The following is a 25,171-nucleotide window of genomic DNA, read 5'->3' on the forward strand; positions in this document are numbered from 1 at the left end:
ACCAGGGGCTGTGGACCATGTGCGAGAAAACCAGGCACGACGTGCTGGCCCGCATGGCCCTGGTGCCTCGCACGCTGGAAGCCCGGGGGCTCGACGCCACGCCGCAGATCCAGGCCAAGCTGCGCCAGGTGGGCACGCCCGACGCCCTGGCCGCCGTTGCCATCCTGGACGTGATCCTGCATGACGAGGTGGGGCATGTCGCCATCGGCAACCACTGGTACCGCTGGCTGTGCGAGCGCGCGGGCCAGGACCCGGAAACCCTCTACGGCACGCTGGTGCAGCGGTACGAAGCCCCCCGCCTGAAGCCGCCGTTCAATGAGTCGGCGCGACGCAGCGCCGGTTTCAGCGATGCCGAGCTGCGCTGGCTGCAGCAGGCCTGACTGGCGAGCCATGGCAAAGAGCCTGCGGACGACCTGAGGGGAATACGATGACTCCTACAATTCCCGGCGATGCCCCCAGCGGGCCAGCGCACCCTCTTTCAAGAACACCAAGCCCACGCCCATGACCCAAGCCTTCACCCCTGGCACACCGCCCGCGCCACCACCGGGCAACCAATCGTCGGTCGCCATGATTGCGCGCCAAGCCATCGTGAACGCGCAACAGGTGGTGGTGGGCTACGAGCTGTTCAACCGCTCGCGCAGCGGCGCCGCCCACACGGCCGCCACCGACGTGATCCTGGTGTTCACCGCCCTGTCGCACGCCGGCACCGAGGAGCTGGTGGGCAAGAAGCTGATCTTCGTCAACTGCACCCATGAAAGCCTGTCGGGCGGCCACCTGGAGCTGGTGGACCCCGACAAGGTGGTGCTGGAGATTCCGCCCCTGGGCCATGCGGCCGCCGAAGAGGTCGCTACGCGCCTGCCCATCCTGACCGCGCTGCGCGACCGGGGCTTTCACCTGGCCTTCAACCACACGGTGCTGCAGTCGGCGTATGCGCCGTGGCTGCCGCTGGCGGACTACATCAAGCTGGACCTGTCGGTGCTGGCGCCCGACCAGCTCGCGGTGCTGATCAGCTACGCGGGCCGCCACTGCAAGGCCGAACTGATCGCCGAGAAGGTGGAGACGGCCCAGCAGTACGACATGGTGTCCAGCCAGGGGGTGCAGCTGTTCCAGGGTTACTGGTTTGCCCGCCCTGCCCTGGTCGAGACCAAGCTGCTCACGCCGTCGCAGGCCAGCATCATCGAGCTGATCAACCAGGTGCGCAAACAGGCCAGCACCGACGAGATCGAAGAAGTGCTCAAGAAGGATGCGGGCCTGGCCTTCAACCTGATGCGCCTCATCAACTCCGCCGGCTTTGGCCTGTCGCGCGAGATCACCTCCTTCCGCCAGGCCGTGATGCTCATGGGCCTGAAAAAGCTGTTCCGCTRGGCGGCGCTTTTGCTGACCGCGTCGCGCAACAACGGCACGCCGTCGTCGGTGGGCCACACCGCCGTGGTGCGCGGGCGCCTGATGGAACTGCTGGCACTGGAGACACTGCCCCCCGAGGAAGCCGACCAGGCCTTTGTGGTGGGTATCTTCTCGTTGCTGGATGTGATGCTCTCCATGCCCATGGAGTCGGCGATTGGCCTGCTCAACGTGCCCGAACCCGTGGCGGCCGCGCTGCTGCGGCGCGAAGGCTTCCTGGGTGACCTGCTGACCCTGGCGGAGGCCTGCGAGTCCAGCGACGACGCCGTGTTTGACCGCGCTGCCGGCCTGCTGCACCTGACCAGCCAGCAGATCAACTTCGCCCACCTGCAGGCGCTGGCCTGGGCCGACCACATCAGCGACTGACAGGTACCGCCGCCACGCTGGCGGCCCCCGGTCAGACTTTGGTTCTCTGCCAACGCCCGGCGGTCTAGAATGATCGTCAGCCCTTCATTTCAGTGGACCCCATGTCGAGCACACCCGAACAAGACACCCCGGACGCCGCAGCGCCTGTGGTCGATCCCGTGGACGAGAACCTTGCCATCATTGCGCGCCAGGCCATCGTGGACGAAAGCCGCGCGGTCTATGGCTACGAGCTGTTCGACCGCTCCACCGCGTCCGACTCACACACCGCCGCCAGCGATGCAGCCCTGCTGTTCAATGCCCTGTCCTACGCGGGCACCGAGGCCCTGGTCGGCAAGAAGACGGTGTTCATCAACTGCACGCATGACAGCCTCTCGGGCGGCCACCTGGAGCTGATCCACCCCGAAAAGGTGGTGCTGGAGGTGCCACCGCTGCCCGACAGCGCCACCCCCGAAGAAATCGAAGGCCGCGTGCCCACGCTGGAGGCGCTGCGCACACGCGGCTTTCGCMTCGCGTTTGACCAGCAGGCCCTCAAGCGCGCCTACACCAGCTGGCTGCCGATGGCGGCGTTCATCAAGCTGGACATGCAGGCCTTCAAGCCCGAGCTGGCGGCCCCCCTGGTCAAATTTGCCACCACCCACAGCAAGGCCACGCTGGTGGCCGAAAAGGTCGAAACGGCTGCGCAATACGAGCTGATGCGCGATCTGGGCGTCAAGCTGTTCCAGGGCTACTGGTTTGCGCATCCCTCGCTGGTCAAGGCCACCACCATCCGCCCCTCGCAGGCCACCATCATCCAGCTCATCAACCTCGTGCGCAAACAGGCCAGCACGGCGGAGATCGAAGACCTGCTCAAGAAAGACCCCACCCTGTCTTTCAACCTGCTGCGTTTCATCAACTCGTCGGGTTTTGGCCTGTCGTGCGAGATCACCTCGTTCCGCCATGCGGTGATGATCCTGGGGCTGAAAAAGCTGTTCCGCTGGGCGGCCCTCTTGATGACCACCTCGCGTGCGGGTGGTGCACCACCAGCCGTGGGCCAGACTGCCGTGGTGCGCGGCCGCCTGATGGAGCTGCTGGCTGCCGAGCTGCTGCCGCCCGAAGAATGCGACAACGCCTTCGTCGTGGGCGTGTTCTCGCTGCTGGACACCATGCTGGGCGTGCCGCTCGAAAAGGCGCTGGAGTCCGTGGCTCTGCCCGAACCCGTAATGGACGCCCTGCTGCGTGGCACCGGCGTGTTTGCCCCGTTCCTGGAGCTGACCAAAGCCTGCGAAAGCGGCGATGAAGTGGCCTTTGCCAAGAACGCCGATGCGCTGCACCTGTCCAACCGCCAGGTGAACTGGGCCCACCTGCAGGCGCTGACCTGGGCCGAGAGCCTGAACGAAGAATAGTCCCGCCCTTCCCCTTAAAAGCCCACAGGCCCTGCTTTGACAGGGCCTGTGGCGTTTCTGGGGCTCAACCCCTGCACACGGTCAGTTGCCCTGAATTCCTGCCGCGCGGATGATGCGCGCGTTGTTCTCGGACTCCAGCGCAATCTGGCGCGCGAACTCGGCCGTGGTGCCACCCGTGGGCACGTTGTCAGTGGCATCGAGCTTGGCGCGAATGTCTGGCAGGGCCAACGCCTTGTTCACCTCGGTATTGATGCGTGTGATGACCGTCTTGGGCGTCTGGGCCGGGGCATAGAGGCCAAACAGGGACGAGAGGTTGGCCGCTGGCTGACCCAGCTCGGCGAGCGTGGGCACCTGGGGCAGCGAATCCAGCCGCGCCGGAGCCCCCACCGCCAGCGGCTTGAGCTTGCCCGCCTGGATGTGCTGCAGCACCGCTGGGCCGGCGTTGGTCGATAGCACCTCAAACTGCCCGCCCAGCGCGTCATTCATCTGCTGGCCGCCGCCCTTGTAGGGGATGTGCGTGATCTGCACCTGCGCCACCGACTGGATCTGCTCCAGCATGATGTGCCCCAGCGACGCCTGCCCCGACGTGGCCCAGCGCACCGTGCCGGGCTGGGCCCGCGCGCGGGCAATCAGGTCCTTGAAGTCGGTCGCCCGGCTCGCGGGCGTGCCCAGCAGCAACACCGGCGAATACATCACGCTGACCACTGGCGCGATGTCCTTCTGCGGATCGAAGGGAGACTTGCCCAGGTGCGGGTTGAGCGCCAGGGGACTGACCGCTGCAAAGCCCAGCGTGTAGCCGTCCGGCGCGGCTTTGGCCACCGCGTCCACGCCCAGGCTGCCACTGGCGCCCGCCTTGTTTTCAATGACCACAGGGGTGCCCAGCTGCACCGCCAGCTTGTCGGCCAGCGCGCGGGCGATGTTGTCGCTCACGCCCCCTGCCGGGTAGGCCACGATGATGCGGATGGGTTTGGCGGGCCACGCCTGGGCCGAAGCCACGACGGGAGAGACCACCAGGGCGACAGCAGCAGCGGCCACCCACTGGCGGCGAGAAAAAAGCAGATTCATGGTGAGAGCCAATGGTGAGGAGTTCGATGGGCAGCCGTCAGGTCAGCCCGTCAATCCAGTTCGAGCTTGCGCTCGCGGATCAGCTTGGCCCACTTGTCGTTCTCGCCCTTCACAAAGCCGAAGAATTCCGTGGGTCCCAGGGAATGTACCTCTGAACCTGTGGACGCGAACTTGGCCTTCACCTCCGCTTGTGCCAGAACCTTGGCCAGTTCGGCGGCCAGCTTGTCCACCACCTCCTTGGGCATGCCTGCGGGGCCCACCAGCCCCTGGAAGCCGACGGATTCCATGCCGCCGAGCCCAAGTTCAGCGACCGTTGGCACGTCGGGCAACTGCGGGTCGCGGCGTGGGCCCGTCACTGCCAGCGCCTTCAGCTTGCCGCCCTTGACCTGCGGCAGCAGCACCGGCCCTGCATCGATCAGCAACTGCGTCTGTCCGCCGATCAAGTCCTGCACAGCCGGGGCGCTGCCTTTGTAGGGCACATGCGTCACATCCAGCCCGGTCGCCTGGTTCATCAACTCGCCATTCAGGTGGGTGGAGGTGCCCGCACCGCCCGATGCGAAGTTCACCTTGCCAGCGTTGGCCTTGGCCCATGCCACCCATTCCTTGAGGTCCTTGGCAGGGTGGTCCGGCCGGGTGACCGCGATGTAGCTGCCCTGGCTGATCTGGCCGATGTAGCTGAATTGCTTGAGCGGGTCGTACGGCATCTTGCGCTGCAAGTACGGTGCGATAGCGAACGGGCCGGTATTGGCCAGCAGCAACGTGTAGCCATCGGGCGCGGCCCGGGTCAGCTCGGTCGCCGCCAGCATGCCGCCGGCACCGGGCTTGTAGTCCACCACGATCTGCTGCTTGAGAAGCTCCTGCAGCGGCACCTGCACGGTGCGCGCGGCAAAGTCGATGCCGCCGCCCGGCGGGTACCCCACGATGAGGCGGATGGGCTTGGCCGTGGGCCAGGCCTGCGCCATGGCCAGGGTGGCGGCCCCCAGCAGCAGTGCGCTGGTGATGAGTTTTTTCATGCAATGTCTCCTTGTTGTGGTGTGGGAAAACCGGTCTGGCGCGCCGCTCAGCCCACGCCAGTGTGGTGTTGCACGCTATCCACGGGGGTGATGCTGCGCGTGCAGGGACTTGAGSCGCTCGCGCGCCACGTGGGTGTAGATGGTGGTSGTGGAGATRTCSGCATGGCCSAGCAGCARYTGCACCRCGCGCAGGTCGRCGCCGTGGTTSAGCAGGTGCGTGGCAAACGCGTGGCGCAGCGTGTGGGGCGACAACGGCACCGTGATGCCCGCCACCTGCGCCCACTTCTTCACAATGACCCAGAACATCACGCGCGTCATGCCGCTGCCGCGCTGGGTGACGAACAGGTCGTCGGTCTGCTGCCCGCCCAGGATGGCGCTGCGGGCCTCGTTCAGATAGCGCTCCAGCCAGGCACGCGCCTCTTCGCCAAACGGCACCAGGCGCTCCTTGCTGCCCTTGCCCATCACCCGCAGCACGCCTTCGTTCAGGCCGACCTGGTAGGTCTTGAGCGTGACCAGCTCGGTCACGCGCAGGCCGCTGGCGTACATCAGCTCCAGCATGGTGCGGTCGCGCAGGCCCAGAGGGTTGCCCAGGTCGGGCGCGTTCAGCAGCGCCTCCACCTGCGCCTGCGACAGGGTCTTGGGCACACGCAGCGGCTGGCGCGCAGCCTGCAGCCGCACTGTGGGATCAGCAGTGATGCGCCGCTCGCGCAGCGCCCAGTGAAAGTAGCGGCGTAACACCGTGAGGCGCCGGTTGGCCGAAGTGGCGCGGGTCTGCGCATGGCGGGCGGCAAAGTAGGCCTGCAGGTGGTGTTCGGCCGTGTCGTCCAGCGCCAGGGCGGGCTGCTGGTCGGCCAGCCACTGCGCATACAGCGTCAGGTCGCGCCGGTAGGCGGCCAGCGTGTTGCGCGACAGGCCATCTTCCAGCCACAGGGCGTCCACAAAGGTGTCGATGGCGTTCAGACTGGGAGCAAGCATCCAAAAACCATAGCATGCATTGCACGCATTCAACTCCACGGGCACAAAAAAGCCGCCCGAAGGCGGCTGAGGATGGAAGCGGTGTCTTTTATTCCAGCGTCAGCTTCTGCTTGACGACCACATCCTTGTAGACCGCGAACTCGGCCTTGATCTGCTCTGCAAACTGCTCGGGCGTGTTGCCGATCACGAGCGAGCCCGTGTCTTCGATGCGCTTCTTCACGGCCGGGTCTTCCAGGGCCTTGCGCACACCGGCGTTGATCTTGTCCACCACATCCTTGGGCAGACCCTTGGGACCCACGATGCCGTAGTAGGCCATGCGGTTCACCGGCTCCAGGCCCAGTTCCTTGAAGGTGGGCACATTGGGCAGGGCCGCCACGCGCTGGGGCGCCGCAACGACGATGGGCACCAGGCGGTTTTCCTTGATGAAGGGCAGCGCCGAGGGCAGGTTGTCAAAAATCATGGGGACCTGGCCCGCCACGGTGTCGTTCAGGGCCGGGCCCGCGCCCCGGTAGGGGATGTGGGTCACAAAGGTGCCCGAGAGGTTCTTGTACAGCTCCATCTGCAGGTGGCCGATGCCGCCCGTGCCGGACGACGAGTACGAATACTTGCCAGGCGACTTCTTGAGTTCCGCCACAAACGCCTTGTAGTCCTTGGCCGGGAAGCTGGGGTTCACCGCAATGATGTTGGGGGTGGCCGCAATGTTGATGATGGGCGAGAAGTCCGTCAGCGGGTTGTACGGCGTCTTGGGGTTGATGGCGGGGTTGGCTGCGGTGGTGGACACGGTGGCCACGCCCAGCGTGTAGCCGTCGGCCGTGGCACGGGCGAGTTCGGCCGCACCCACAATGCCGCCGCCACCGGCCTTGTTGTCCACGATCACGCTTTGGCCAAGCACGCGGCCCAGGGGCTCGGCGATCACGCGCGCAATGATGTCGGTGGTGCCACCGGGTGCAAAGGGCACCACCAGCCGGATCACCTTGTTGGGGTAGCCTTGTGCGGCAGCCGATCCAGCTGCGGCAGCCAGTACGGTCAGCGCAAGCCATTGACGACGATGCATGGAAATCTCCTTCGTGCGGGGTAACAACAAACAGCGCAGATGGTATGCCCAACGCACGCCAAACCGCCCTGCGGATTCCACATAAGGGCTAACCCTAGAAACAAAGTGGGGGTGGGCAGTCCCCCTGCCCCATTCAGCCTGCCGGGAGCCCCCGTGCGGCTTGCCATGCATCAAGTATTCTCGGTGTGTGAACTACGCCCAACTTCTGCTCCCCGACTTTTCACTCATCTTCCTGGGCTACCTGATCTGCCGGTACACCGCCCTGAACCGCTCGGTCTGGCAGCCGGTGGAGAGTCTGGTGTACTACCTGCTGTTCCCGGTGCTGCTGTTCCAGTCCATCGTCAAAAGCCCGATGGATATTGGCGCCGCGTCGGGGCTGATTGGCGCGGGCATGCTGTCGGGCGTGATCGGCATCGCTCTGGCCTACAGCCTGCCGCACTGGCCCTGGGTGGGCAAGCACATTGATGTGCGCGACCATGCGGCCAGCGCGCAGRTSGSSTTCCGCTTCAACTCCTTCATYKGCCTGGCGMTYGCCGAGCGRCTGGCSGGYRCSCARGGCCTGYTGMTGATYGCGGTGCTGATCGGCGTGTGCGTGCCGMTGTTCAATGTGGCTGCGGTGTGGCCCATGGCCCGGCACGGGCAGCACAGCTTTGCGCGCGAGCTGTTGCGCAACCCGCTGATCATCGCCACCGCCTCGGGGCTGGTGGCCAATCTGCTGGGCTTTCAAATCCCCGAATGGGCCGTGCCCACGGTCAGCCGCATCAGCGCTGCATCGCTGGCGCTGGGCCTGATGGCGGCCGGAGCGGGACTGCAGTTTGGTCTGCTCACGCGGGGCAAGACACTGAGCGTGTCGGTGCTGGCCATCCGCCACCTGGTGCAGCCGCTCGTGGCGTTTGGCATGGCCCGCATGTTCGGGCTCGATGCCGTGCAGACCACCGTGCTGCTGGCGTTTGCAGCCTTGCCCACGGCATCGACCTGCTATGTGCTGGCGGCGCGCATGGGCTACAACGGGCCGTATGTGGCGGGGCTGGTCACGCTGTCCACCTTGCTGGGCATCGTGAGCCTGCCGTTTGCGCTGGGGGTGCTGCGATGAGCCGGGGCCTGAACCGCAGGCGGCTGCTGGGCGCCAGTCTGGTCGCCGCTTTGGGTCTGGTCGCCTGCGGCCGCAAACCGCCGCGTGCCCAGGCGGTACCGCCGGGCGCCACGGTGCTGGCGCTGGGCGACTCGCTCACATCGGGCGTGGGAGCCTCGGCCGACACCGCCTACCCCGCCGAACTGGCGCGCCTGACGGGCTGGAAGGTGGTCAACGGCGGTGTGTCGGGCGACACCTCGGCCCAGGCGCTTGCGCGCCTGCCGGGCCTGTTGCAACAGCACCAGCCCGCGCTGGTCATCGTGGGCATTGGCGGCAATGACTTTTTGCGGCGCCAGAGTGCTGCCACCGCGCGCACCAACATCCTGCGCATCTGCACCGAGGCACGGGCCAGCGGCGCCCAGGTGCTGCTGGTGGCTGTGCCGGAGCTGTCGCTCATGGCCGCTGCCGGCCGCCTGAGCGACCACCCGCTGTACGAGGAGGTTGCTGAAGAGCTGAAGATCCCGCTGCATGCCAAAGGCTGGTCGAGCGTGCTGGCGCAAGAGCGGTTGCGGTCGGACCAGATCCACGCCAACGCTGCCGGATATGCGGAGTTCGTCCAGGGGCTGGTGGGCACTTTGCGGCAGACGGGGCTGCTGGTGCAGTGAGGACCCGGAGCAACGGCGACCACTCCTATTTTGATAGCTGCCAAGGCATATTGCACTAGCGCTACCAGGCTATTTCTTCCAAAAACGCCCTCAAGCAGCGTCCAAAGCCCAGGCCGCATGCTCCCGCACCAGCGCGCTGGCATCCTCGGCCCGCGACTGCAGCGCAGCGCGCAAGGCCCCATCGCCCGTGGCACGCAGCGCATTGCCCAGCGCCACGGCCACATTGCGCAGCCAGCGCTCATGGCCGATGCGGCGGATGGGGCCGCCCTCGGTCATGCGCAAAAAGGTGGCTTCGTCCCACGCAAACAGGTGCACCAGCTGCTGGCCCGACAGGCCCTTGCGCTCGTCAAAATCGGGCAGGCGGCTGACCTGCGCAAACTTGTTCCAGGGGCAAATCAGCTGGCAGTCGTCGCAGCCATAGATGCGGTTGCCCATCAGCGGGCGCAGCTCCACAGGGATGGGCCCGGCGTGTTCGATGGTGAGGTACGAAATGCAGCGCCGCGCGTCAACGCGGTACGGCGCGACGATGGCCTGTGTGGGGCAGATGTCGACGCACGCGCTGCAGCTGCCGCAGTGCGGGGTGACGGGCTCGCTCTGGGGCAGCGCCATGTCCACATAAATCTCGCCCAGGAAGAACATGGACCCCGCCTCGCGGTTGAGCACCAGCGTGTGCTTGCCGCGCCAGCCCTGGCCGCTGCGCGCAGCCAGTTCGGCCTCCAGCACCGGCGCGGAGTCGGTGAACACGCGGTGGCCAAACGGGCCGATGGCCTCGGCGATGCGGTCGCTGAGCTTTTGCAGCCGGGCGCGCAGCACCTTGTGGTAATCCCGGCCCCGGGCATAGACGGAGACGATGCCCTCGTGCGGGCGCTGCAGGCGTGAGAGTTCGGCCGCCTGCCAGCCCCCGGGCGCATCCCTGGCGGTATCGCGCGGCAAATAATCCATGCGCGCCGTGATCACGCTCACGGTGCCGGGCACCAGCTCGGCAGGGCGCGCGCGCTTCATGCCGTGGAATGCCATGTAATGCATGTCACCATGGAACCCCTGCGCCAGCCAGGCCGCAAGACCCGGCTCGGCCGCAGACAAGTCCACCCCCGCCACGCCGATTTGGGAAAATCCCAGCTCGCGGGCCCACTCCTGCATTTGAGGAACGAGTTGACTGTTGCACCACATACCGGCCAGATTGTAGAAAGCGGCACCGATGCTGCGGCCACCCCCCCTGCAGAAACCACGCGCCATTTCACCTGGCACAGCGAGGAAGACACCGCCGCCTTTGCCCAGCGCCTGGCCACCCAGCCCCTGCTGGCCAACGCCTTCGTGACCCTGCACGGCGACCTGGGCGCGGGCAAGACCACCCTGGTGCGCCACCTGCTGCGCGCGCTGGGCGTGCAGGGCCGCATCAAGAGCCCCACTTACGCTGTTGTGGAGCCCCACGAGGCGCCGGGTCTCTCGATCTGGCACTTCGACTTCTACCGTTTTGACGATCCGCGCGAGTGGGAAGACGCCGGTTTCAGGGACATTTTTGCCAACCCCGGTCTCAAGGTGGCAGAATGGCCGGAAAAGGCCGCAGCGCTTACCCCGCTTGCAGACCTTGCTATCCACATTGAAGCAATGGATGACACCGAAAGGAAGGTCACGCTGCATGCCCCCACCGCCACGGGGCGCAGCCTGCTGCAAGCTCTCTGAGACACCGTGAACGAACCCACCCTGCCCGACCGCCACGCCGCTTCCCAGCCATCGCGCCGTGCCGTGCTGCGCGCCAGCAGCCTGGTGCTGCTGCTGGGCGCACAGCAGATTGCACGCGGCGCCACCATCGTGGCCGTGCGCGTCTGGCCCGCACCCGAATACTCGCGGGTGACCATCGAGTCCGATGGCGCGCTGGTGGCCAAGCAGTTCTTCGTGACCTCGCCGCCGCGCCTGGCGGTGGACATCGAGGGCATCGACCTGAGCCCCGAGCTGCGCGAACTGGTGGCCAAGGTCAAACCCGACGACCCCAACATCGCGGGCATCCGCGTGGGCCAGAACGCACCGGGGGTGGTGCGCCTGGTGGTGGACCTCAAGCAGCCCGCCATGCCGCAGGTGTTCACCCTGCCACCCGTCGCCGCCTACCGCCACCGGCTGGTGTTTGACCTGTACCCCGCAGCGCCTGTGGACCCGCTGGAGGCACTGATTGCCGAGCGCCTGCGCGATGCCAGCGGCCCGGCCGCCACGCCTGCGCCATCGCCCGCACCCGCCACAGCCCGCGCCGCAGAGCACGACCCGCTGGGCGACCTGATCGCGCAACGCGCCAATGGCCCCGCGCAGTCCGGCACCACAGCCCAGCCGCCCGTGGTGGCCGCAGCACCCGCGCCCAGCGCCGCCCCTGCCGCGCCCTCACGACCTGGCAACCGTCCCACAGCCACCGAGACCGACCGCATCATCATCGTGGCACTCGACCCTGGCCACGGGGGCGAAGACCCCGGCGCCATTGGCCCCTCCGGCACCCGCGAAAAAGACGTGGTGCTGCGCGTGGCCCACCTGCTGCGCGACCGCATCAACGCCACCACCGTGGGTGGCAACCCCATGCGCGCCTACCTCACGCGCGACGGCGATTACTTTGTGCCCCTGGGCACCCGCGTGCAAAAAGCCCGGCGCGTGCAGGCCGACCTGTTCGTCTCCATCCATGCCGACGCCTTCACCACGCCCGAGGCGCGCGGCGCCAGCGTGTTTGCGCTGAGCCAGGGCGGGGCCTCCAGCACCGCCGCCCGCTGGCTGGCCAACAAGGAGAACCAGGCCGACCTGGTGGGCGGCATCAACGTGCAGTCCAAGGACCAGCATGTGCAGCGCGCGCTGCTGGACATGAGCACCACCGCGCAGATCAACGACAGCCTCAAGCTCGGCACCGTGCTGCTGGGGGAGATCGGCAACGTGGGCAAGCTGCACAAGCCGCGCGTGGAGCAGGCGGGCTTTGCGGTGCTCAAGGCGCCCGACATCCCGAGCGTGCTGGTCGAAACCGCCTTCATCAGCAACCCCGAAGAAGAAAAGCGCCTGCGCAGCAGCGCCTACCAGGAGCAGCTGGCCGACGCGCTGATGCGCGGCATCACGCGCTACTTCGCCAAGAACCCGCCACTGGCGCGCAGCCGGTCGGTGTAGGCAGGCAGGGACATCGCGCGCGGGACGGCCAGCCCACCTTGCGCGCACTGCCAACTGCAGGCACAGTAGCCTGCATCGGCCGGGCGCGCACCGCGCCTTGGCCAGCAAGGAGAACTGCCATGGCCCTGCCCCACGCCCAATCTGGTCAGATCGTCAGCGTGCGTCCCCTGGGAGCACGACTGGCCGACACCGTCACCACCGCCGTCCTCAAAGCCGGCCAGCTTGAAGTCATGCGGGTGGTCCTGCCCGTGGGCAAATCCATGAAAGAACACCAGACGCCCGGCGAGGCCACCGTGCAGTGCATCGAGGGCGTGGTGGAGTTTGCGAGCGAGCTGGGCGTGCAGCAATTGCATCCCGGCGACTTTGTGCACTTGGCACCGCGCGCGCTGCATTCGCTCAAAGCGGTACAACCTGCCTCACTGCTGGTGACGATGTGCCTCAAGCCTGCGGAGAAAACCTGAGGCTTCTTTGGCCTCTTGGCTTATTGGCTTCTTTGCACTCCGGGCCCCGAAGGCCTGAGGGGGTGAAGACCGTGCGGCACTGAAGGCGGTCAGCGCCCCAGCCGGAACACGCTCACGATCTCTGACAACCGCGCCGCCTGGTGCTTGAGGCTGTCGGCCGCCGCAGCGCTCTGCTCCACCAGGGCCGCATTCTGCTGGGTGACCTGGTCCAGCTGCATCACCGCCTCGCCCACCTGGCTGATGCCGATGGTCTGCTCGCCCGTGGCGCTGGAGATTTCGCCAATCAGGTCACTCACCCGCTGCACCTGGGCGACGATGTCTTCCATGCTCTGCCCGGCGTTGCTCACCAGCTGGGTGCCGTTCTCCACCTTCTCGACACTGGCACTGATCAGGGCCTTGATCTCCTTGGCCGCCTCGGCGCTGCGCTGGGCCAGGCTGCGCACCTCGCTGGCCACCACTGCAAACCCACGGCCCTGCTCGCCGGCACGGGCTGCCTCTACCGCCGCGTTCAGCGCCAGGATGTTGGTCTGGAACGCAATGCCATCGATCACGCTGATGATGTCGGTGATCTTTCGGGACGCGGCCGAAATGTCCTGCATGGTGGTCACCACCTGGCCCACCACCTCGCCGCCCTTGACCGCCGCCTGCGATGCCGAGCCGGCCAGCGTGGCCGCCTTGCGCGCGGTGTCGGCGTTGTTCTTCACGGTGCTGGTGATCTCTTCCATGGAGGCAGCCGTTTCCTCCAGGTTGCTGGCCTGTTCCTCGGTGCGCTGGCTCAGGTCGGCATTGCCCATCGCGATCTCGCTGGAGCCCGTGGCAATGCTGTCGCTGCTGTGCCGCACGTCGCCCACGATGCGCACCAGCGAGGTCTGCATGCCCTGCATGGCACGCATCATCTCGGCCACCTCGCCACGCCCTTGCACCTCGATGGGTTGGGACAGGTCACCCTCGCCAATGCGCTGCGCCACCGCGCTCACCGCCCCCAGCGAGCGGCGGATGCGCTGCACCACCACCCAAGACAGCACCACCAGCAGCGCCAGCCCCGCCACACCCGCCACCAGCACGGTCATGCGGTAGGACTGTATGAGCTCTGCCGCCTCGGCCGCCTGCTCGGCCGAGCGGCGCACCTGGTAATCCACCATCTTGTCAGCCACGGCGTTGTACTTGTCCAGCACTGGCGCAAACGTGCCCAGCGCATAGGCGCGCGCCTGGGCCATGTCACCCGCCTTTTTCAGCTCCAGCGACTTGTCGCGCGACTCCAGGTACGACTTGCGGATGGTGGCCAGCTCTTCCTGGATGCGCAGGCCCTCCGGGCTGTTTTCCAGCTCGGTATAGCGCTTTTGCACCTTGCTGGTATCGGCGGTGGTGGCGGCCACTGCCTCCTTGAAATAGTTCTGGAGGTAATCGCCCTCGGTCTGGGCGATGGAGAACACACGCGTGGAATTGACGGCGATGTTGCTGCGCCAGCGCAGCGCCAGTTGCAGCCGCTCCACCTGCTCGGTGGCCAGCTGATCCAYCGTGGCCCCCAGGCGCTGCACACGCACCAGGCTCAGCRCCAGGACGACCACCAGCGCCAGCACCGCCACGCCCACAATCAACCCGATCTGCTGCGCCACCGTCAGCTGGGTGCCCACGCCGCCCCGGCCGGCTTGCTGGATGTGCTGGGTCATCGCGTGTCCTTGTGTAAGTTTTGTATGACAAGGAAATGATCTGCCTGCGCAACCCGGTTGGCAACAGCGACAGGCGCAGGGAAACCCTTAGTTCCTCCTGTGCCGCCTGTCCTACACCCAGCACCCTTGCCTGCCTACAGCCACCGCGCGGCCGGGCAGCCACAGTAGAGGCACAGGTCGAGCTTCAGCCGCTACCGCGGATTGGGGACCCCGGCCTGACTCCACAACCATCAAGGAATCTCGCCATGAACATCCGTCACATTCTTCTTGCGACTACCTGCACTGCGGCCCTGGCACTGGGTGGTTGTGCATCCAACCCCACCAACGCCCAGGTCGGCACTGGCGTCGGCGCCGTGGTCGGCGGCGTTGCCGGTAACGCCATCTTCGGCGGCCCCGTGGGCACCATCGGCGGTGCCGCTGCTGGCGCCCTCATCGGCCATGAAGTGGGCGAAGACCGCGACCAACGCCGCCCTTACCGCCGTTAAGCCTCTGGGACTTCTCTCCCCGCCCAGGGTGTTGATCTGGGCATAAAAAGAGCGGCAGGCGCATGTAAATCATGCGCCTGCCGCTCTTTTATTTGCAGCAAATTCGCTGCCTGTCAGGCTGTGCGGGCCTGGCGCCCGGCGCGCCAGGCGCCAAAGATGGCGATCAGGCCCGGCACAAAAATCATCGCCCAGATGATCTTGTCCAGGTTCTCCTTGACCCACGCAAAGTTGCCGAAGAAGTACCCGGCCGTGGCAATGCCCAGCACCCACAACAGCGCCCCGCCCACGTTGTAGGCGGTGAACTTGGCGCGATTYATTTCCGCCACGCCCGCCACGAAGGGCGCAAACGTGCGGATGAAGGGCATGAAACGCGCGATCACGATGGTGATGCCGCCGTAGCGCTCGTAAAACTCGTGCGCCTGGTTGAACGCCCGGCGGTTGAACCAGCGCGARTCCTCCCACTKGAACACCTTGGGSCCRAARTAGCGACCGATGSAGTAGTTGCACTGGTCGCCCARGATGGCCGCSGCMAKSAGCACYGCRCASGCCAGCGGAAAGCTCATSAKSCCSRCRCCGCACAGCGCGCCMACGATGAASAGCAGCGAGTCGCCSGGCARRAAMGGCATCACCACCAGGCCTGTCTCGACAAACACAATGGCAAACAGCAGGGCGTACACCCACATGCCATAGGCCTGCACAAACGCCTCCAGATACTTGTCCACATGCAGGATGAAGTCGATGAGAAAAGTGACAAGTTCCATGAAAAGGCGGGCCCGGGCGCGGCGCGGAAAAAAGGTGGGCGCATTATCCCCATCACGCCCCACCCCAGCCCGATACCCCTGCGCAGCCCCCGCCCTAAAATCCGGTGGGTGAACGACACCACCCCCTTCCTCGCAGCGGCGCAGCCCGCCTCCAGCCCCCCCACCACCACGCGCCGCCCCATCCGCGATCTGCCCGATGAACTCATCAGCCAGATTGCTGCGGGTGAAGTGGTGGAGCGCCCCGCTTCGGTGGTGCGCGAGCTGGTGGACAACGCGCTCGATGCGGGTGCCACGCAGATCACCGTGCGCCTGTCGGCCGGTGGCGTGCGGCTGATCACCGTGGAGGACGATGGCGGCGGCATCCCTAAAGAAGAGCTGCCTGTGGCCCTGCGCCGCCACGCCACCAGCAAGATCACCAACCTGAACGACCTGGAGACCGTTGCCACCATGGGCTTTCGGGGCGAGGCACTGGCGGCAATTGCCTCGGTGTCGGAGATGGCCCTGCTCTCGCGCCCGGCCGCACAGGCCAGCGCCTTCTTGCTGGACGCCCGCAGTGGTGAGCTGCGCCCCGCCGCGCGCAGCACCGGCACCACGGTGGAGGTGAAGGAACTGTTCTTCTCCACGCCCGCGCGCCGCAAGTTCTTGAAAACCGACGCCACCGAGCTGGCGCACTGCATTGAATCCGTGCGCCGCCACGCACTGGCACGGCCCGACGTGGGCTTTGCCATCTGGCACGAAGGCAAGCTGGTGGAGCAGTGGCGCGCCACCTTTGTGCCGGGCCAGGGTGATCCGCAGGACGCCCATGACGCGCTGGCCCGCCGCCTGTCGGACGTGCTGGGCGAAGACTTCGTCACCCAGTCGGTCGCCGTGCAGCACCGCGTGGGCCCGGTCACCGTCACCGGCCGCGCAGGCCTGCCCGACGCGGCGCGCTCGCGGCCCGACCACCAGTATTGCTACGTCAACGGCCGCTTCGTGCGCGACAAGGTCCTCACGCACGCCGCCCGCAGCGCCTACGAGGACGTGCTGCACGGGCACAAGCAGCCCATTTATGCGCTGTATGTCGAGATCGACCCGGCGCGTGTGGACGTGAACGTGCACCCCACCAAGATCGAGGTGCGCTTTCGCGACAGCCGCGAGGTGCACCAGGCCGTACGCCATGCGGTGGAAAACGCACTGGCTGCGCCACGGGCGGCCGCATTGGCAGCGGCTGCGGCGGCACCCAACCCCTCCGCAGCCGGTGATGGGGAGCATTTCAAGCCCCAGACGCCCCAAGCGCCGGTGTGGAATGCCCAGGCCGCTATCAAATTTGAAGAACGTGGTCACCGTGTGGAAGACCTGCAGGTTCTGTGGGGGCCGCGCAGTGCGACGCCTGCCAGCCCCGTGGCAGACCCCGCATCGGGCGCGGCCATGGGCGGTTTGTGGGCGCCCTCAGCCCAGGCAGATGCGCCCGCAACATGGGCAACGCCTGCCGCATCCCATGCATCTGCCACGCCCTGGGACGGTGCGCCTTCAGTACAGACGGCCGCTCCGGTTGCAGGCTCCCCCACCGAGCCCCTGGCCAGCAACCCACCCATGGCCTGGCCCGTGGGCCGCGATGGCAACGAAACCGCCTGGCCCCTGGGCAAGGCCGTGGCCCAGTTGCACGGCGTGTACATCCTGGCCGAAAACGCCCAGGGCATGGTGGTGGTGGACATGCATGCCGCCCACGAGCGCATCGTCTACGAACGCCTGAAGGCCCAGGTGGACAGTGGCGCGCGCATTGCCAGCCAGCCCTTGCTGATCCCCGCCACCTTCGCCGCCACGCCGCAGGAAGTCGCCACGGCCGAAGAGTCTGCCGACGTGCTGGCCACGCTGGGCCTGGAGGTGGTGCCCTTCTCGCCCAAGACGCTGGCCGTGCGCGCCGTGCCCACCACGTTGGCGCAGGGCGACCCGGTAGAGCTGGCCCGCAGCGTGCTGGCCGAGCTGGCCGCCCACGACGCCACCACCGTGGTGCAACGCGCCCGCAATGAAATCCTGGGCACCATGGCCTGCCACGGTGCCGTGCGGGCCAACCGCAAGCTCACCATCGACGAGATGAACGCCCTGCTGCGCCAGATGGAAACCACCGACCGCTCCGACCAGTGCAACCACGGCCGCCCCACCTGGCGGCAGTTGAGCATGAAGGAGCTGGATGCGCTGTTCCTGCGCGGTCGGTAGCGGTGGGCACTTCCCCGCCCGCGACATAGCCAGAGCCCTTTCCTCCAGCCATTGCCCACCGCCCTCCATGACCCAGCACCGCTACCACCGTACCACCCACGCCACCGCATCGCGCATGCTGGCAGCCACTACCACCCTGTGCGTGGCCTGGTCCGCCCACGCCGGGCGCCCCCTGACCGTGGACGATGCGGGCGTGGACGAGGTGGGCCATGGTCACGTCGAAGTGTGGTGGGAGGGCCAGCGCGGCCAGCCCGGCACGGTGTACATGGCCCCTGCCTTCACTCCCATGGCCGGACTGGAGTTGGGCGCCGTGTTGGCACGTGACCGCAACGAGCGCCATACCTTGCAAGGCGTGCAGGCCAAGTGGCTGTGGAGCCCCGCGCAAGAACAAGGCTGCAATGCCGGCAGCAGCGCCGGCGTCGTGCACCGGCGCCAAGGTGCCGGGCAGAGCGCAGGCAGCGTGGTCGCGCTCAATCTCATCGGCACCTGCGCCGCGACCTGGGGCGTGGTCAATGCCAACCTGGGCAGCCAGCGCGAGCGCGGCCAGTCCTGGCGCGCCACCTGGGGCGCATCGGTGGAACGCAGCTGGGGTGCCATCACGCCGCACCTGGAGGCCTTTGGCACCCGGGGCAGCGCCCCTACCTTTCAGACGGGTGCACGTTGGGAGTGGGCGCCAGGCAAGCAGCTTGACGCTACCGTGGGCCGCCAGCAAGGTCGCACCTTGTTGAGCCTGGGGTTTGCGCTGGGGTTCTGACACAAGCGCAATGCATAAAAAAAGCCCGCGCATGCGGGCTTTTTTGTGGGCGTTCGGCACGCCGCACTGTCACGGCCGATGTCGCGGTCAGTTGTCCCGCGCAGCCTTGGCGGTGTCGGTAAAGTCGCTGAACACGCCGTCCACACCCAGGTTGAAGAACAACTTGTACTCGGCCTTGGGGTCGCCCTTGAAGTCCGAGGCCAGGCGCTTGGCTTCGTTGCGGAAGGTGTAAGCGTGCACGAACAGGCCTTCGGCGTGGGCGTTCTTCACCACGTCGGTGGGCGCCATCATCACGCGGTCGCGCTCGTCGATCTTGCCGTCGCCATTCAGGTCGTCGGCCTTGCCGTCCTTGTTGGCATCCACTTGCTTGGAGGGGATCAGGTACGGCTTCCAGGGGCCAATGCCGTCGGCATAGGTCTTGACTTCCTTGAGGCCTGCGGGGGTCAGCAGGCTGGCGAAGGTGCGCGAGTCACCGGCCACGGCAAAGTCATAGGGCTTGTCGTACGGGGCCACCAGCGACATGGTGCCATCGGGGTTCACATCGTCTGCGTCCACCAGCTGCACCAGGCGCACCTGGGTCTTGGTGCGCAGGTACTTGAGGTTGGAAACCTCGAACGACTGGATGATGACGGGCGAGCTCTTGGAGGTGTAGCCGTACTTGGCCAGGATGGCCAGCAGGCGGTCTTCCAGCGGCAGGCCTTGCTTGACGTGGTAGGTGGGGTGCTTGGTCTCGGGGTACACGCCAACCGTGCGGCCGGCCTTGGCGCCTTCGGTCTTGGCCAGGTCCAGCACTTCTTCAAAGGTGGGGATCTGGAACTTGCCGTTGTACGACTGGTCGCGGTCCGACAGAGGCTGGATGGCGCGCAGGGTCTTGAGTTCGGCCAGGGTGAAGTCGGTGACAAACCAGCCTTCCTCCTCTACGCCATCGACCACTTTCTTGGTCTTGCGGCCCGCAAACTCGGCGCGGGTGGAGACATCCGTGGTGCCCGTGATGTTGGGCTCATGGCGGGCAACCAGCACACCGTCCTTGGTGGCAACCAGGTCGGGCTCGATGAAGTCGGCGCCCATGTCGATGGCCAGCTTGTAGCCCTCCAGCGTGTGGTCGGGCCGGTAGCCCGCCGTGCCCCGGTGGCCGATCACCAGGGGCTTGTCGCCGTTCAGGGTGGGGTACGGATAGTTGTCGCTGCCGCCGCAGGCTGCCAGCGTGGCCACCATGGCCAGCGCTCCCCATTTCACACCAGTGATGTGCATGCTCTTCTCCTCGCTATGTTGTTGGTAGAACCGCCGAACTGTGGGGTCGGCATGTGACAAGACCATGACGTCCATTTTGCAAACGCATGACGGCCGCACCACACACCAACCGCACCAATATGTGGCAAATATCTCGGCCACATTCCCCACCATTGTGCATAGGCATCGGCATGAACGTATAACTTTTGAACATAATTCGATGTTGCAGTGCGCCAAACCGGTGCGTTAGCGATCTTTGACGTTGTTGACCTTTTGATGCTGAAAGCCTTTTGAACCATGAAACACGCGACCGCCGAGAGCTTCCTTTCCCACGTGGCGCTCCGCAACCCCGGCCAGCCGGAATTCCTGCAAGCCGTCACCGAAGTGATGGAAAGCCTCTGGCCGTTCATCGCGCAGCACCCGCGCTATGCCGAGCATGGTCTGCTGGAGCGGCTGGTGGAGCCCGAGCGCATCGTGATGTTCCGCGTGTCCTGGGTGGACGACCATGGCGGCGTGCAGGTCAACCGGGGCTACCGCATCCAGCACAGCATGGCGATCGGCCCGTACAAAGGCGGCCTGCGTTTTCATCCGTCGGTCAACCTGTCGGTGCTCAAGTTCCTGGCGTTTGAGCAGACCTTCAAGAACGCACTGACCACGCTACCCATGGGTGGTGGCAAGGGCGGTTCCGATTTCGACCCCAAGGGCAAGAGCCCTGGCGAAGTCATGCGCTTTTGCCAGGCATTCGTGACCGAGCTGTACCGCCATGTGGGCCCCGACACCGATGTGCCCGCCGGCGACATCGGCGTGGGCGGCCGCGAGGTGGGCTTCATGGCGGGCATGTACAAAAAGCTGGCCAACAACGCGGCCAGTGTGTTCACCGGCAAGGGCCTGTCGTTCGGCGGCTCGCTGATCCGCCCTGAAGCCACAGGCTACGGCACGGTGTACTTTGCGCAGGAAATGCTCAAGACCCGAGGCCGTTCGTTCGACGGCCTGCGCGTGTCGGTGTCCGGCTCGGGCAACGTGGCGCAATACGCCGTGCAAAAGGCGATGGAGCTGGGCGCCAAGGTGGTGACGGTGTCGGACTCCAGCGGCACCGTGGTGGACGAGGATGGCTTCACTCCCGAAAAGCTCGCCATCCTGATGGATGTGAAGAACCACCTCTACGGCCGCGTGAGCGACTACGCCGCCCGCACGGGTGTGAAGTTTGAAGCCGGTGTCCGCCCCTGGCATGTGAAGGTGGACGTGGCCCTGCCCTGCGCCACGCAAAACGAGCTGGACGAGAACGACGCGAAAACGTTGATCCAGAACGGCGTGCTCTGCTTGGCCGAGGGCGCCAACATGCCCTCGACCATCGAGGCCGCCAAGGCCTTTGAGGCCGCAGGCGTGCTGTACGCCCCCGGCAAGGCCAGCAACGCAGGCGGCGTGGCCACATCCGGCCTGGAGATGAGCCAGAACGCCGCCCGCCTGTCCTGGCCCCGCGAGGAGGTGGACGCCCGACTGCTGCAGATCATGCAGGGCATCCACGCAGCCTGCCTGCACTACGGCAAGCGCGCCGATGGCAGCGTGAGCTACATCGACGGCGCCAACATCGCCGGCTTTGTGAAGGTGGCCGACGCCATGCTGGCGCAGGGCGTGGTGTAAGGGGGAGGGCCGGGCCTTGGAACGTGTTTGCGTTCCAAGAGCCTGTTCACGCAGCAAATCACTGGGGCTTCGGCCCCTTTGTTTTTGGCGCACAGCGCAGTGCAGGCTATGCTGCACTTGGAAACCAATACGCACACTTTCGGGAGTCCGCCGTGGAAATCTTCAGCTTCTTGAACGTCATGGTCGAAAAAGGAGGCTCGGACCTCTTTTTCAGTGTCGGTGCGCCGGTCAATCTCAAGATCGAAGGGGTCACGCACCCGTTGAAGATGCCCGCCTTGCTGCCCGGCCAGGTCAAGCAGCTGGCCTACGCGGTGATGAACGAAAAGCAGATCGGCGAGTTCGAGGCCAAGCAGGAGATGAACCTGTCGATCTCGGCCGAGAACCTGGGGCGCTTTCGGGTCAACGTGTTCGTGCAGCGCGGCGAAACCGGCATGGTGGTGCGCTACATCAAGAACAAGATCCCGCCGCTGGCCGCGCTGGGCCTGCCCCCGGTGCTGGAAAAGCTGGTGCTGCGCAAGCGTGGCCTGGTGCTGGTGACCGGGGCCACGGGCTCGGGCAAATCGACCACGCTGGCGTCGATGATCAACTACCGTAACGAGAACGTCACGGGCCACATCCTCACCATCGAAGACCCACTGGAGTTTTTGCACGCGCACAAGCGCTCGGTGGTGGACCAGCGCGAGGTGGGCATCGACACGCAGTCGTACGAAGAGGCCCTGAAGAACGCGCTGCGCGAGGCGCCGGACGTGATCATGATCGGCGAGATCCGCGACCGCAACACCATGAAGCAGGCCATTGCCTATGCCGAGACCGGCCACCTGTGCCTGTCCACCCTGCACGCCAACAACGCCAACCAGGCCATGGAGCGGGTCATCAATTTCTTCCCCGAAGACGCCCACCACCAGCTGCTGATGGACCTGAGCCTGAACCTGGCCGGCGTGATCTCGCAGCGCCTGATCCCCGGCCTGCACGAAAAGCTGGTGCCTGCGGTGGAGGTGATGCTCAACTCGCCTTACATCGCCGACCTGATCGCCAAGGGCGAGTTTTCGGGCATCAAGGAGGCCATGGGCCACAGCACCGAGATCGGCATGTGCACCTTTGACCAGGCGCTGTACCAGCTCTACACCAACGGCCGTATCTCGCTGGACGAGGCCCTGCACAACGCGGACTCGCGCACCGACCTGGCGCTGCGCGTGCGCCTGGCGGCCGGCGTGACCACGCAGGATGCAGGAGAGCTTTCCATCGATACCTCCTCGCCCATGCAGTCGGCCTCGCGGCTGTCGTGAACGGCGTGCTGGCGCCAGCGCCGGAACGGCGCCAGGGGTATCGTCTGCTCTACCACTGCAAGCCACCGGCTCCCGTGCTTGATCCTCACCGAACTTTTGTACCTGCGCCAGAATCAGTCGGACGATGAAACGAATCCCTCTTCTTGCATCCCTGGGGCTGGTGGTGGCCGTGAGCGTGGGTTGCGCCACCCTTGACGCCAAGCAGCGCGAATGGATCTTCCAGCCCAGCGACCGCAGCTGGGGCGGCGCGCCGTCCACCGAAGGCATGCAGGACGTCTGGATCGAGTTCGCCTCCGACGCCAGCGGCAAGGCCGAGCGCCTGCACGGGCTGTGGCTGCCCCACACCCAGGCCGGCGCGCCGGTGCTGCTGTACCTGCACGGCGCGCGCTGGAACGTGGCGGGCTCGTCAGGCCGCATCCGGCGCATGCAGGAGCTGGGCTTTTCGGTGCTGGCCATCGACTACCGGGGCTTTGGGCGCAGCAGCGCAGGCCTGCCTTCCGAGGCCACCGCCGCCGAGGACGCCCGCGCCGCCTGGAACTGGCTGGCCGAGCAGCACCCGGACAAGCCGCGCTACATCTTCGGCCACTCGCTGGGCGGCGCCATTGCGATCGACCTGGCGCGCCAGGTACCGGATGAAAAGGGCACCATCGTCGAAGGCACCTTCACCAGCATCCCCGACGTGGTCAGCACCTTCAAGTGGGGCTGGCTGCCGGTGTCGCCCCTTATCACGCAGCGGTTCGAATCCATCCGCAAGGTGGCCGAGATCGGCKCGCCGCTGCTGGTGGTGCATGGCASCGMCGACAGCCTGATCCGCCCCGCGCTAGGCCGCCAGTTGTATGAGGCAGCGCGGGAGCCCAAGCAGTTTGTGCTGGTGGARGGTGGCTCGCACCACAACACCAACTCTGTGGGCCGACGACAATACCGCGAGGCCGTGGCCTCGCTGTTTCACCTGAAGTAAGCGCAGCGGCTCGCCGCGACGAGTCAGCCGCGCTGTCTCAGCGGCGCACCGCCTGCGCCAGTGCCGCCCAGGCCTTGAGGGTGAGCGGGTGGGTAAAGCCTGCCCCCGCCACGGGGTGCGACGACAGTTTGATCACCACCATCTCGGCAGCCGGGTTCACATGGATGAACTGGCCGTGGATGCCGGCGGCCTCGTAGGCGCCGTCGGCGTTGTGCAGCACCCACCACTGGTTGCGGTAGCTGTAGCCCGGCCGAAAGGCCATGCCCCCCATCTTGAACTTCTCTCGGTCGCCGCCCTTGGCGGTGTCGTCGATCACGGCCTTGTCAAAAATCTTCTGGCCGTTGAAGCTGCCGCCCAGGCGCAGCATCTCGCCAAACCGCGCCAGGTCGCGCGCCGTGGCGTTGAGGCCTGCGCCCTGCAGGGGCGTGCCCACGCTGTCCACCATCACATGGGCGTCTTCCTCGGTGCCCAGCTTTTGCCAGATGTTGTCGCTCATGAGCTCGGCCCAGTGTTTGCCGGTAGCGCGCGACACGATCCAGCCCAGCACCTCAGAATGCACGGTGCGGTATACAAAACCTGCGCCGTGTTCGCCTTCCTTCTTGAGCGTCTTGAGGAAGTCGTAGACATTGGTCGGCCCCTGGTAACCGGGCGGACGCGGCAGCAGGCTGCTGGACCAGCTGTAGCCAAAAATCTCGGTGGTGGGGTCGGTGTAGACCTCGCGGAAGCGCACGGCGCCCGTCATGTCCATCACATCGCGCACCTTCATGTCGCCCCAGGCAGACTCCGCCAGCTCGGGTACGTATTTGGTCACCAGTGCCTCGGGGTCGATCTTGCCCTCGTGCGCCAGCTGCGCCGCCATGAGCCCGGTGAACGACTTGGTGACCGAGAACAGCAGATGCGGCGAGTAGGGCTTCATCTGGTTGTCGTAGCGCTCGTACACCACGCGGCCCTTGTGCATCACCACCAGCGCATCGGTGTAGGTGCGGGTGAACCATTGGTCCACCGTGATGGGCTGGCCCTTGTCGTCATCGAATGCCACTGCGCCCAATGGTCGCGGGTCGGCCGGCAACGCAGATGGTGCGGCACCGCCCCGGCGGATATTGCGTGTCGGCTGCAGCTCGCGCAGGTGCTGCACGGCCCAGCGCAGCTGCGGGTATTTGTACGAGTTGCTCAGGTCCACACGCTGCGCCCCTTCGGGTGGGAAGGTGCTCATGTAGCCCAGCTTGTCCAGCGTCACGGTCTCTGGCGCTGGTAGCGCCGGGGCCTGCGCCTGGGCTGGGGCCGCAAAGGCCACACCCAGTGCCGCCGCAGCGCAGGCTGCCCGCCACAGCGCGGCGGGGAATGCGCAAGAACGCCGGGGCTGCGCAGGATGCAAAGGGTGAGTGGTTTGCGCCGCAGAGGCGCTGGGAGTCTTGTCCATGGCTTGTCTCCTTGTGGTGTTGTGTTGTGTTGTGTTGCTTGGTGCAGCATCCGGGCGAAGCGTCCCTCAGAACAGCGTCCAAGGCATGACGGGCTGCCAGCCACCGCCCCACCATGGTGCTGCGCCCCGCGCAAGGCAGGATGTCACCCGCGCGACCTTTGTCATACATAAATTTGCGCAAGTTCTC

The 25,171-nt window shown here is 66.2% G+C and carries 23 protein-coding genes; 14 read left to right on the forward strand and 9 right to left on the reverse strand.

The features are described 5' to 3' along the window. The 3 genes from AC04MI_RS08285 to AC04MI_RS08295 form a co-directional block, all read left to right on the forward strand. A partial coding sequence (locus AC04MI_RS08285; RefSeq protein ID WP_476497580.1) for a DUF455 family protein occupies positions 1-380 on the forward strand: 380 nt, incomplete at its 5' end. A gap of 121 nt (positions 381-501) precedes the next feature. Further along, positions 502-1,767: an EAL and HDOD domain-containing protein gene (locus AC04MI_RS08290; RefSeq protein WP_476497581.1), complete on the forward strand. Its 1,266-nt coding sequence runs from the start codon at positions 502-504 to the stop codon at positions 1,765-1,767. A 101-nt stretch (positions 1,768-1,868) separates the two neighbouring features. Then, on the forward strand, positions 1,869-3,149 hold the full coding sequence (locus AC04MI_RS08295; protein ID WP_476497582.1) for an EAL and HDOD domain-containing protein: 1,281 nt from the start codon (positions 1,869-1,871) through the stop codon (positions 3,147-3,149). An 81-nt stretch (positions 3,150-3,230) separates the two neighbouring features. Here AC04MI_RS08295 and AC04MI_RS08300 read toward each other — a convergent pair whose 3' ends face one another. The 4 genes from AC04MI_RS08300 to AC04MI_RS08315 form a co-directional block, all read right to left on the reverse strand. After that, the gene (locus AC04MI_RS08300; RefSeq protein ID WP_060986431.1) at positions 3,231-4,214 is read right to left on the reverse strand and encodes a Bug family tripartite tricarboxylate transporter substrate binding protein; all 984 of its coding nucleotides are present in this window, start codon (positions 4,212-4,214) and stop codon (positions 3,231-3,233) included. 50 nt (positions 4,215-4,264) lie between these two features. Further along, complete coding sequence (locus tag AC04MI_RS08305; protein WP_288853018.1) at positions 4,265-5,227, reverse strand: Bug family tripartite tricarboxylate transporter substrate binding protein; 963 nt, start codon at positions 5,225-5,227, stop codon at positions 4,265-4,267. 75 nt (positions 5,228-5,302) lie between these two features. Further along, a complete protein-coding gene (gene xerD, locus AC04MI_RS08310; RefSeq protein WP_476497583.1) occupies positions 5,303-6,202 on the reverse strand; it encodes a site-specific tyrosine recombinase XerD in 900 nt (299 codons plus the stop codon). An 88-nt stretch (positions 6,203-6,290) separates the two neighbouring features. Beyond that, complete coding sequence (locus AC04MI_RS08315; RefSeq protein ID WP_056061659.1) at positions 6,291-7,256, reverse strand: tripartite tricarboxylate transporter substrate binding protein BugE; 966 nt, start codon at positions 7,254-7,256, stop codon at positions 6,291-6,293. Positions 7,257-7,443: 187 nt separating this feature from the next. Between AC04MI_RS08315 and AC04MI_RS08320 the strand changes: the two genes are divergently transcribed. Further along, a complete protein-coding gene (locus AC04MI_RS08320; RefSeq protein WP_476497584.1) occupies positions 7,444-8,349 on the forward strand; it encodes an AEC family transporter in 906 nt (301 codons plus the stop codon). Beyond that, the gene (locus AC04MI_RS08325) at positions 8,346-8,993 is read left to right on the forward strand and encodes a GDSL-type esterase/lipase family protein (protein ID WP_436077960.1); all 648 of its coding nucleotides are present in this window, start codon (positions 8,346-8,348) and stop codon (positions 8,991-8,993) included. The genes AC04MI_RS08320 and AC04MI_RS08325 overlap by 4 nt, the downstream gene beginning before the upstream one ends. 90 nt (positions 8,994-9,083) lie before the next feature. Here the strand turns inward: AC04MI_RS08325 and queG are convergent, their stop codons facing one another. Beyond that, complete coding sequence (gene queG / locus AC04MI_RS08330; protein WP_436077961.1) at positions 9,084-10,133, reverse strand: tRNA epoxyqueuosine(34) reductase QueG; 1,050 nt, start codon at positions 10,131-10,133, stop codon at positions 9,084-9,086. 12 nt (positions 10,134-10,145) lie between these two features. On the opposite strand from queG, the gene tsaE reads away from it, so the two are divergent. The 3 genes from tsaE (at position 10,146) to AC04MI_RS08345 (ending at position 12,583) form a co-directional block, all read left to right on the forward strand. Further along, positions 10,146-10,676: a tRNA (adenosine(37)-N6)-threonylcarbamoyltransferase complex ATPase subunit type 1 TsaE gene (gene tsaE, locus AC04MI_RS08335; protein WP_056743446.1), complete on the forward strand. Its 531-nt coding sequence runs from the start codon at positions 10,146-10,148 to the stop codon at positions 10,674-10,676. 6 nt (positions 10,677-10,682) lie between these two features. Beyond that, positions 10,683-12,122, forward strand: a complete 1,440-nt coding sequence (locus AC04MI_RS08340) for an N-acetylmuramoyl-L-alanine amidase (protein ID WP_056743447.1) — start codon at positions 10,683-10,685, stop codon at positions 12,120-12,122. 119 nt (positions 12,123-12,241) lie between these two features. Then, a complete protein-coding gene (locus AC04MI_RS08345; RefSeq protein WP_436077962.1) occupies positions 12,242-12,583 on the forward strand; it encodes a cupin domain-containing protein in 342 nt (113 codons plus the stop codon). An 89-nt stretch (positions 12,584-12,672) separates the two neighbouring features. On the opposite strand, the gene AC04MI_RS08350 is transcribed toward AC04MI_RS08345, so the two are convergent. Then, on the reverse strand, positions 12,673-14,253 hold the full coding sequence (locus tag AC04MI_RS08350) for a methyl-accepting chemotaxis protein (RefSeq protein WP_476497586.1): 1,581 nt from the start codon (positions 14,251-14,253) through the stop codon (positions 12,673-12,675). A 245-nt stretch (positions 14,254-14,498) separates the two neighbouring features. Between AC04MI_RS08350 and AC04MI_RS08355 the strand changes: the two genes are divergently transcribed. After that, positions 14,499-14,738 carry a glycine zipper 2TM domain-containing protein gene (locus AC04MI_RS08355; protein WP_056061634.1) on the forward strand — a complete coding sequence of 80 codons (240 nt, stop codon included), beginning with the start codon at positions 14,499-14,501 and terminating at the stop codon, positions 14,736-14,738. Between the two features lie 113 nt (positions 14,739-14,851). Here AC04MI_RS08355 and AC04MI_RS08360 read toward each other — a convergent pair whose 3' ends face one another. Beyond that, positions 14,852-15,499 carry a DedA family protein gene (locus tag AC04MI_RS08360; protein WP_476497588.1) on the reverse strand — a complete coding sequence of 216 codons (648 nt, stop codon included), beginning with the start codon at positions 15,497-15,499 and terminating at the stop codon, positions 14,852-14,854. A gap of 108 nt (positions 15,500-15,607) precedes the next feature. On the opposite strand from AC04MI_RS08360, the gene mutL reads away from it, so the two are divergent. After that, positions 15,608-17,695, forward strand: coding sequence for a DNA mismatch repair endonuclease MutL (gene mutL, locus AC04MI_RS08365; protein WP_436077964.1), 2,088 nt, complete (start codon positions 15,608-15,610; stop codon positions 17,693-17,695). A gap of 67 nt (positions 17,696-17,762) precedes the next feature. Then, positions 17,763-18,449 (forward strand): hypothetical protein, encoded by a 687-nt coding sequence (locus AC04MI_RS08370; protein ID WP_056061620.1) that lies wholly within the window; start codon positions 17,763-17,765, stop codon positions 18,447-18,449. A gap of 87 nt (positions 18,450-18,536) precedes the next feature. Here AC04MI_RS08370 and AC04MI_RS08375 read toward each other — a convergent pair whose 3' ends face one another. After that, positions 18,537-19,700 carry a glycerophosphodiester phosphodiesterase gene (locus tag AC04MI_RS08375; RefSeq protein ID WP_099729753.1) on the reverse strand — a complete coding sequence of 388 codons (1,164 nt, stop codon included), beginning with the start codon at positions 19,698-19,700 and terminating at the stop codon, positions 18,537-18,539. A 276-nt stretch (positions 19,701-19,976) separates the two neighbouring features. Here AC04MI_RS08375 and gdhA point away from each other — a divergent pair, with 276 nt between their 5' ends. The 3 genes from gdhA to AC04MI_RS08390 all read left to right on the forward strand — a co-directional run bounded on the left by gdhA (position 19,977) and on the right by AC04MI_RS08390 (position 23,564). Next, positions 19,977-21,320 carry an NADP-specific glutamate dehydrogenase gene (gene gdhA, locus AC04MI_RS08380; protein WP_436077965.1) on the forward strand — a complete coding sequence of 448 codons (1,344 nt, stop codon included), beginning with the start codon at positions 19,977-19,979 and terminating at the stop codon, positions 21,318-21,320. Positions 21,321-21,472: 152 nt separating this feature from the next. Beyond that, positions 21,473-22,606: a PilT/PilU family type 4a pilus ATPase gene (locus AC04MI_RS08385; protein ID WP_436077966.1), complete on the forward strand. Its 1,134-nt coding sequence runs from the start codon at positions 21,473-21,475 to the stop codon at positions 22,604-22,606. Positions 22,607-22,730: 124 nt separating this feature from the next. Then, positions 22,731-23,564: an alpha/beta hydrolase gene (locus AC04MI_RS08390; RefSeq protein ID WP_476497590.1), complete on the forward strand. Its 834-nt coding sequence runs from the start codon at positions 22,731-22,733 to the stop codon at positions 23,562-23,564. Between the two features lie 37 nt (positions 23,565-23,601). On the opposite strand, the gene AC04MI_RS08395 is transcribed toward AC04MI_RS08390, so the two are convergent. After that, positions 23,602-24,984 carry a serine hydrolase domain-containing protein gene (locus tag AC04MI_RS08395; protein WP_436077968.1) on the reverse strand — a complete coding sequence of 461 codons (1,383 nt, stop codon included), beginning with the start codon at positions 24,982-24,984 and terminating at the stop codon, positions 23,602-23,604. Positions 24,985-25,171 lie beyond the last annotated feature (187 nt).

The organism is Acidovorax sp. LjRoot204 (assembly GCF_056175785.1).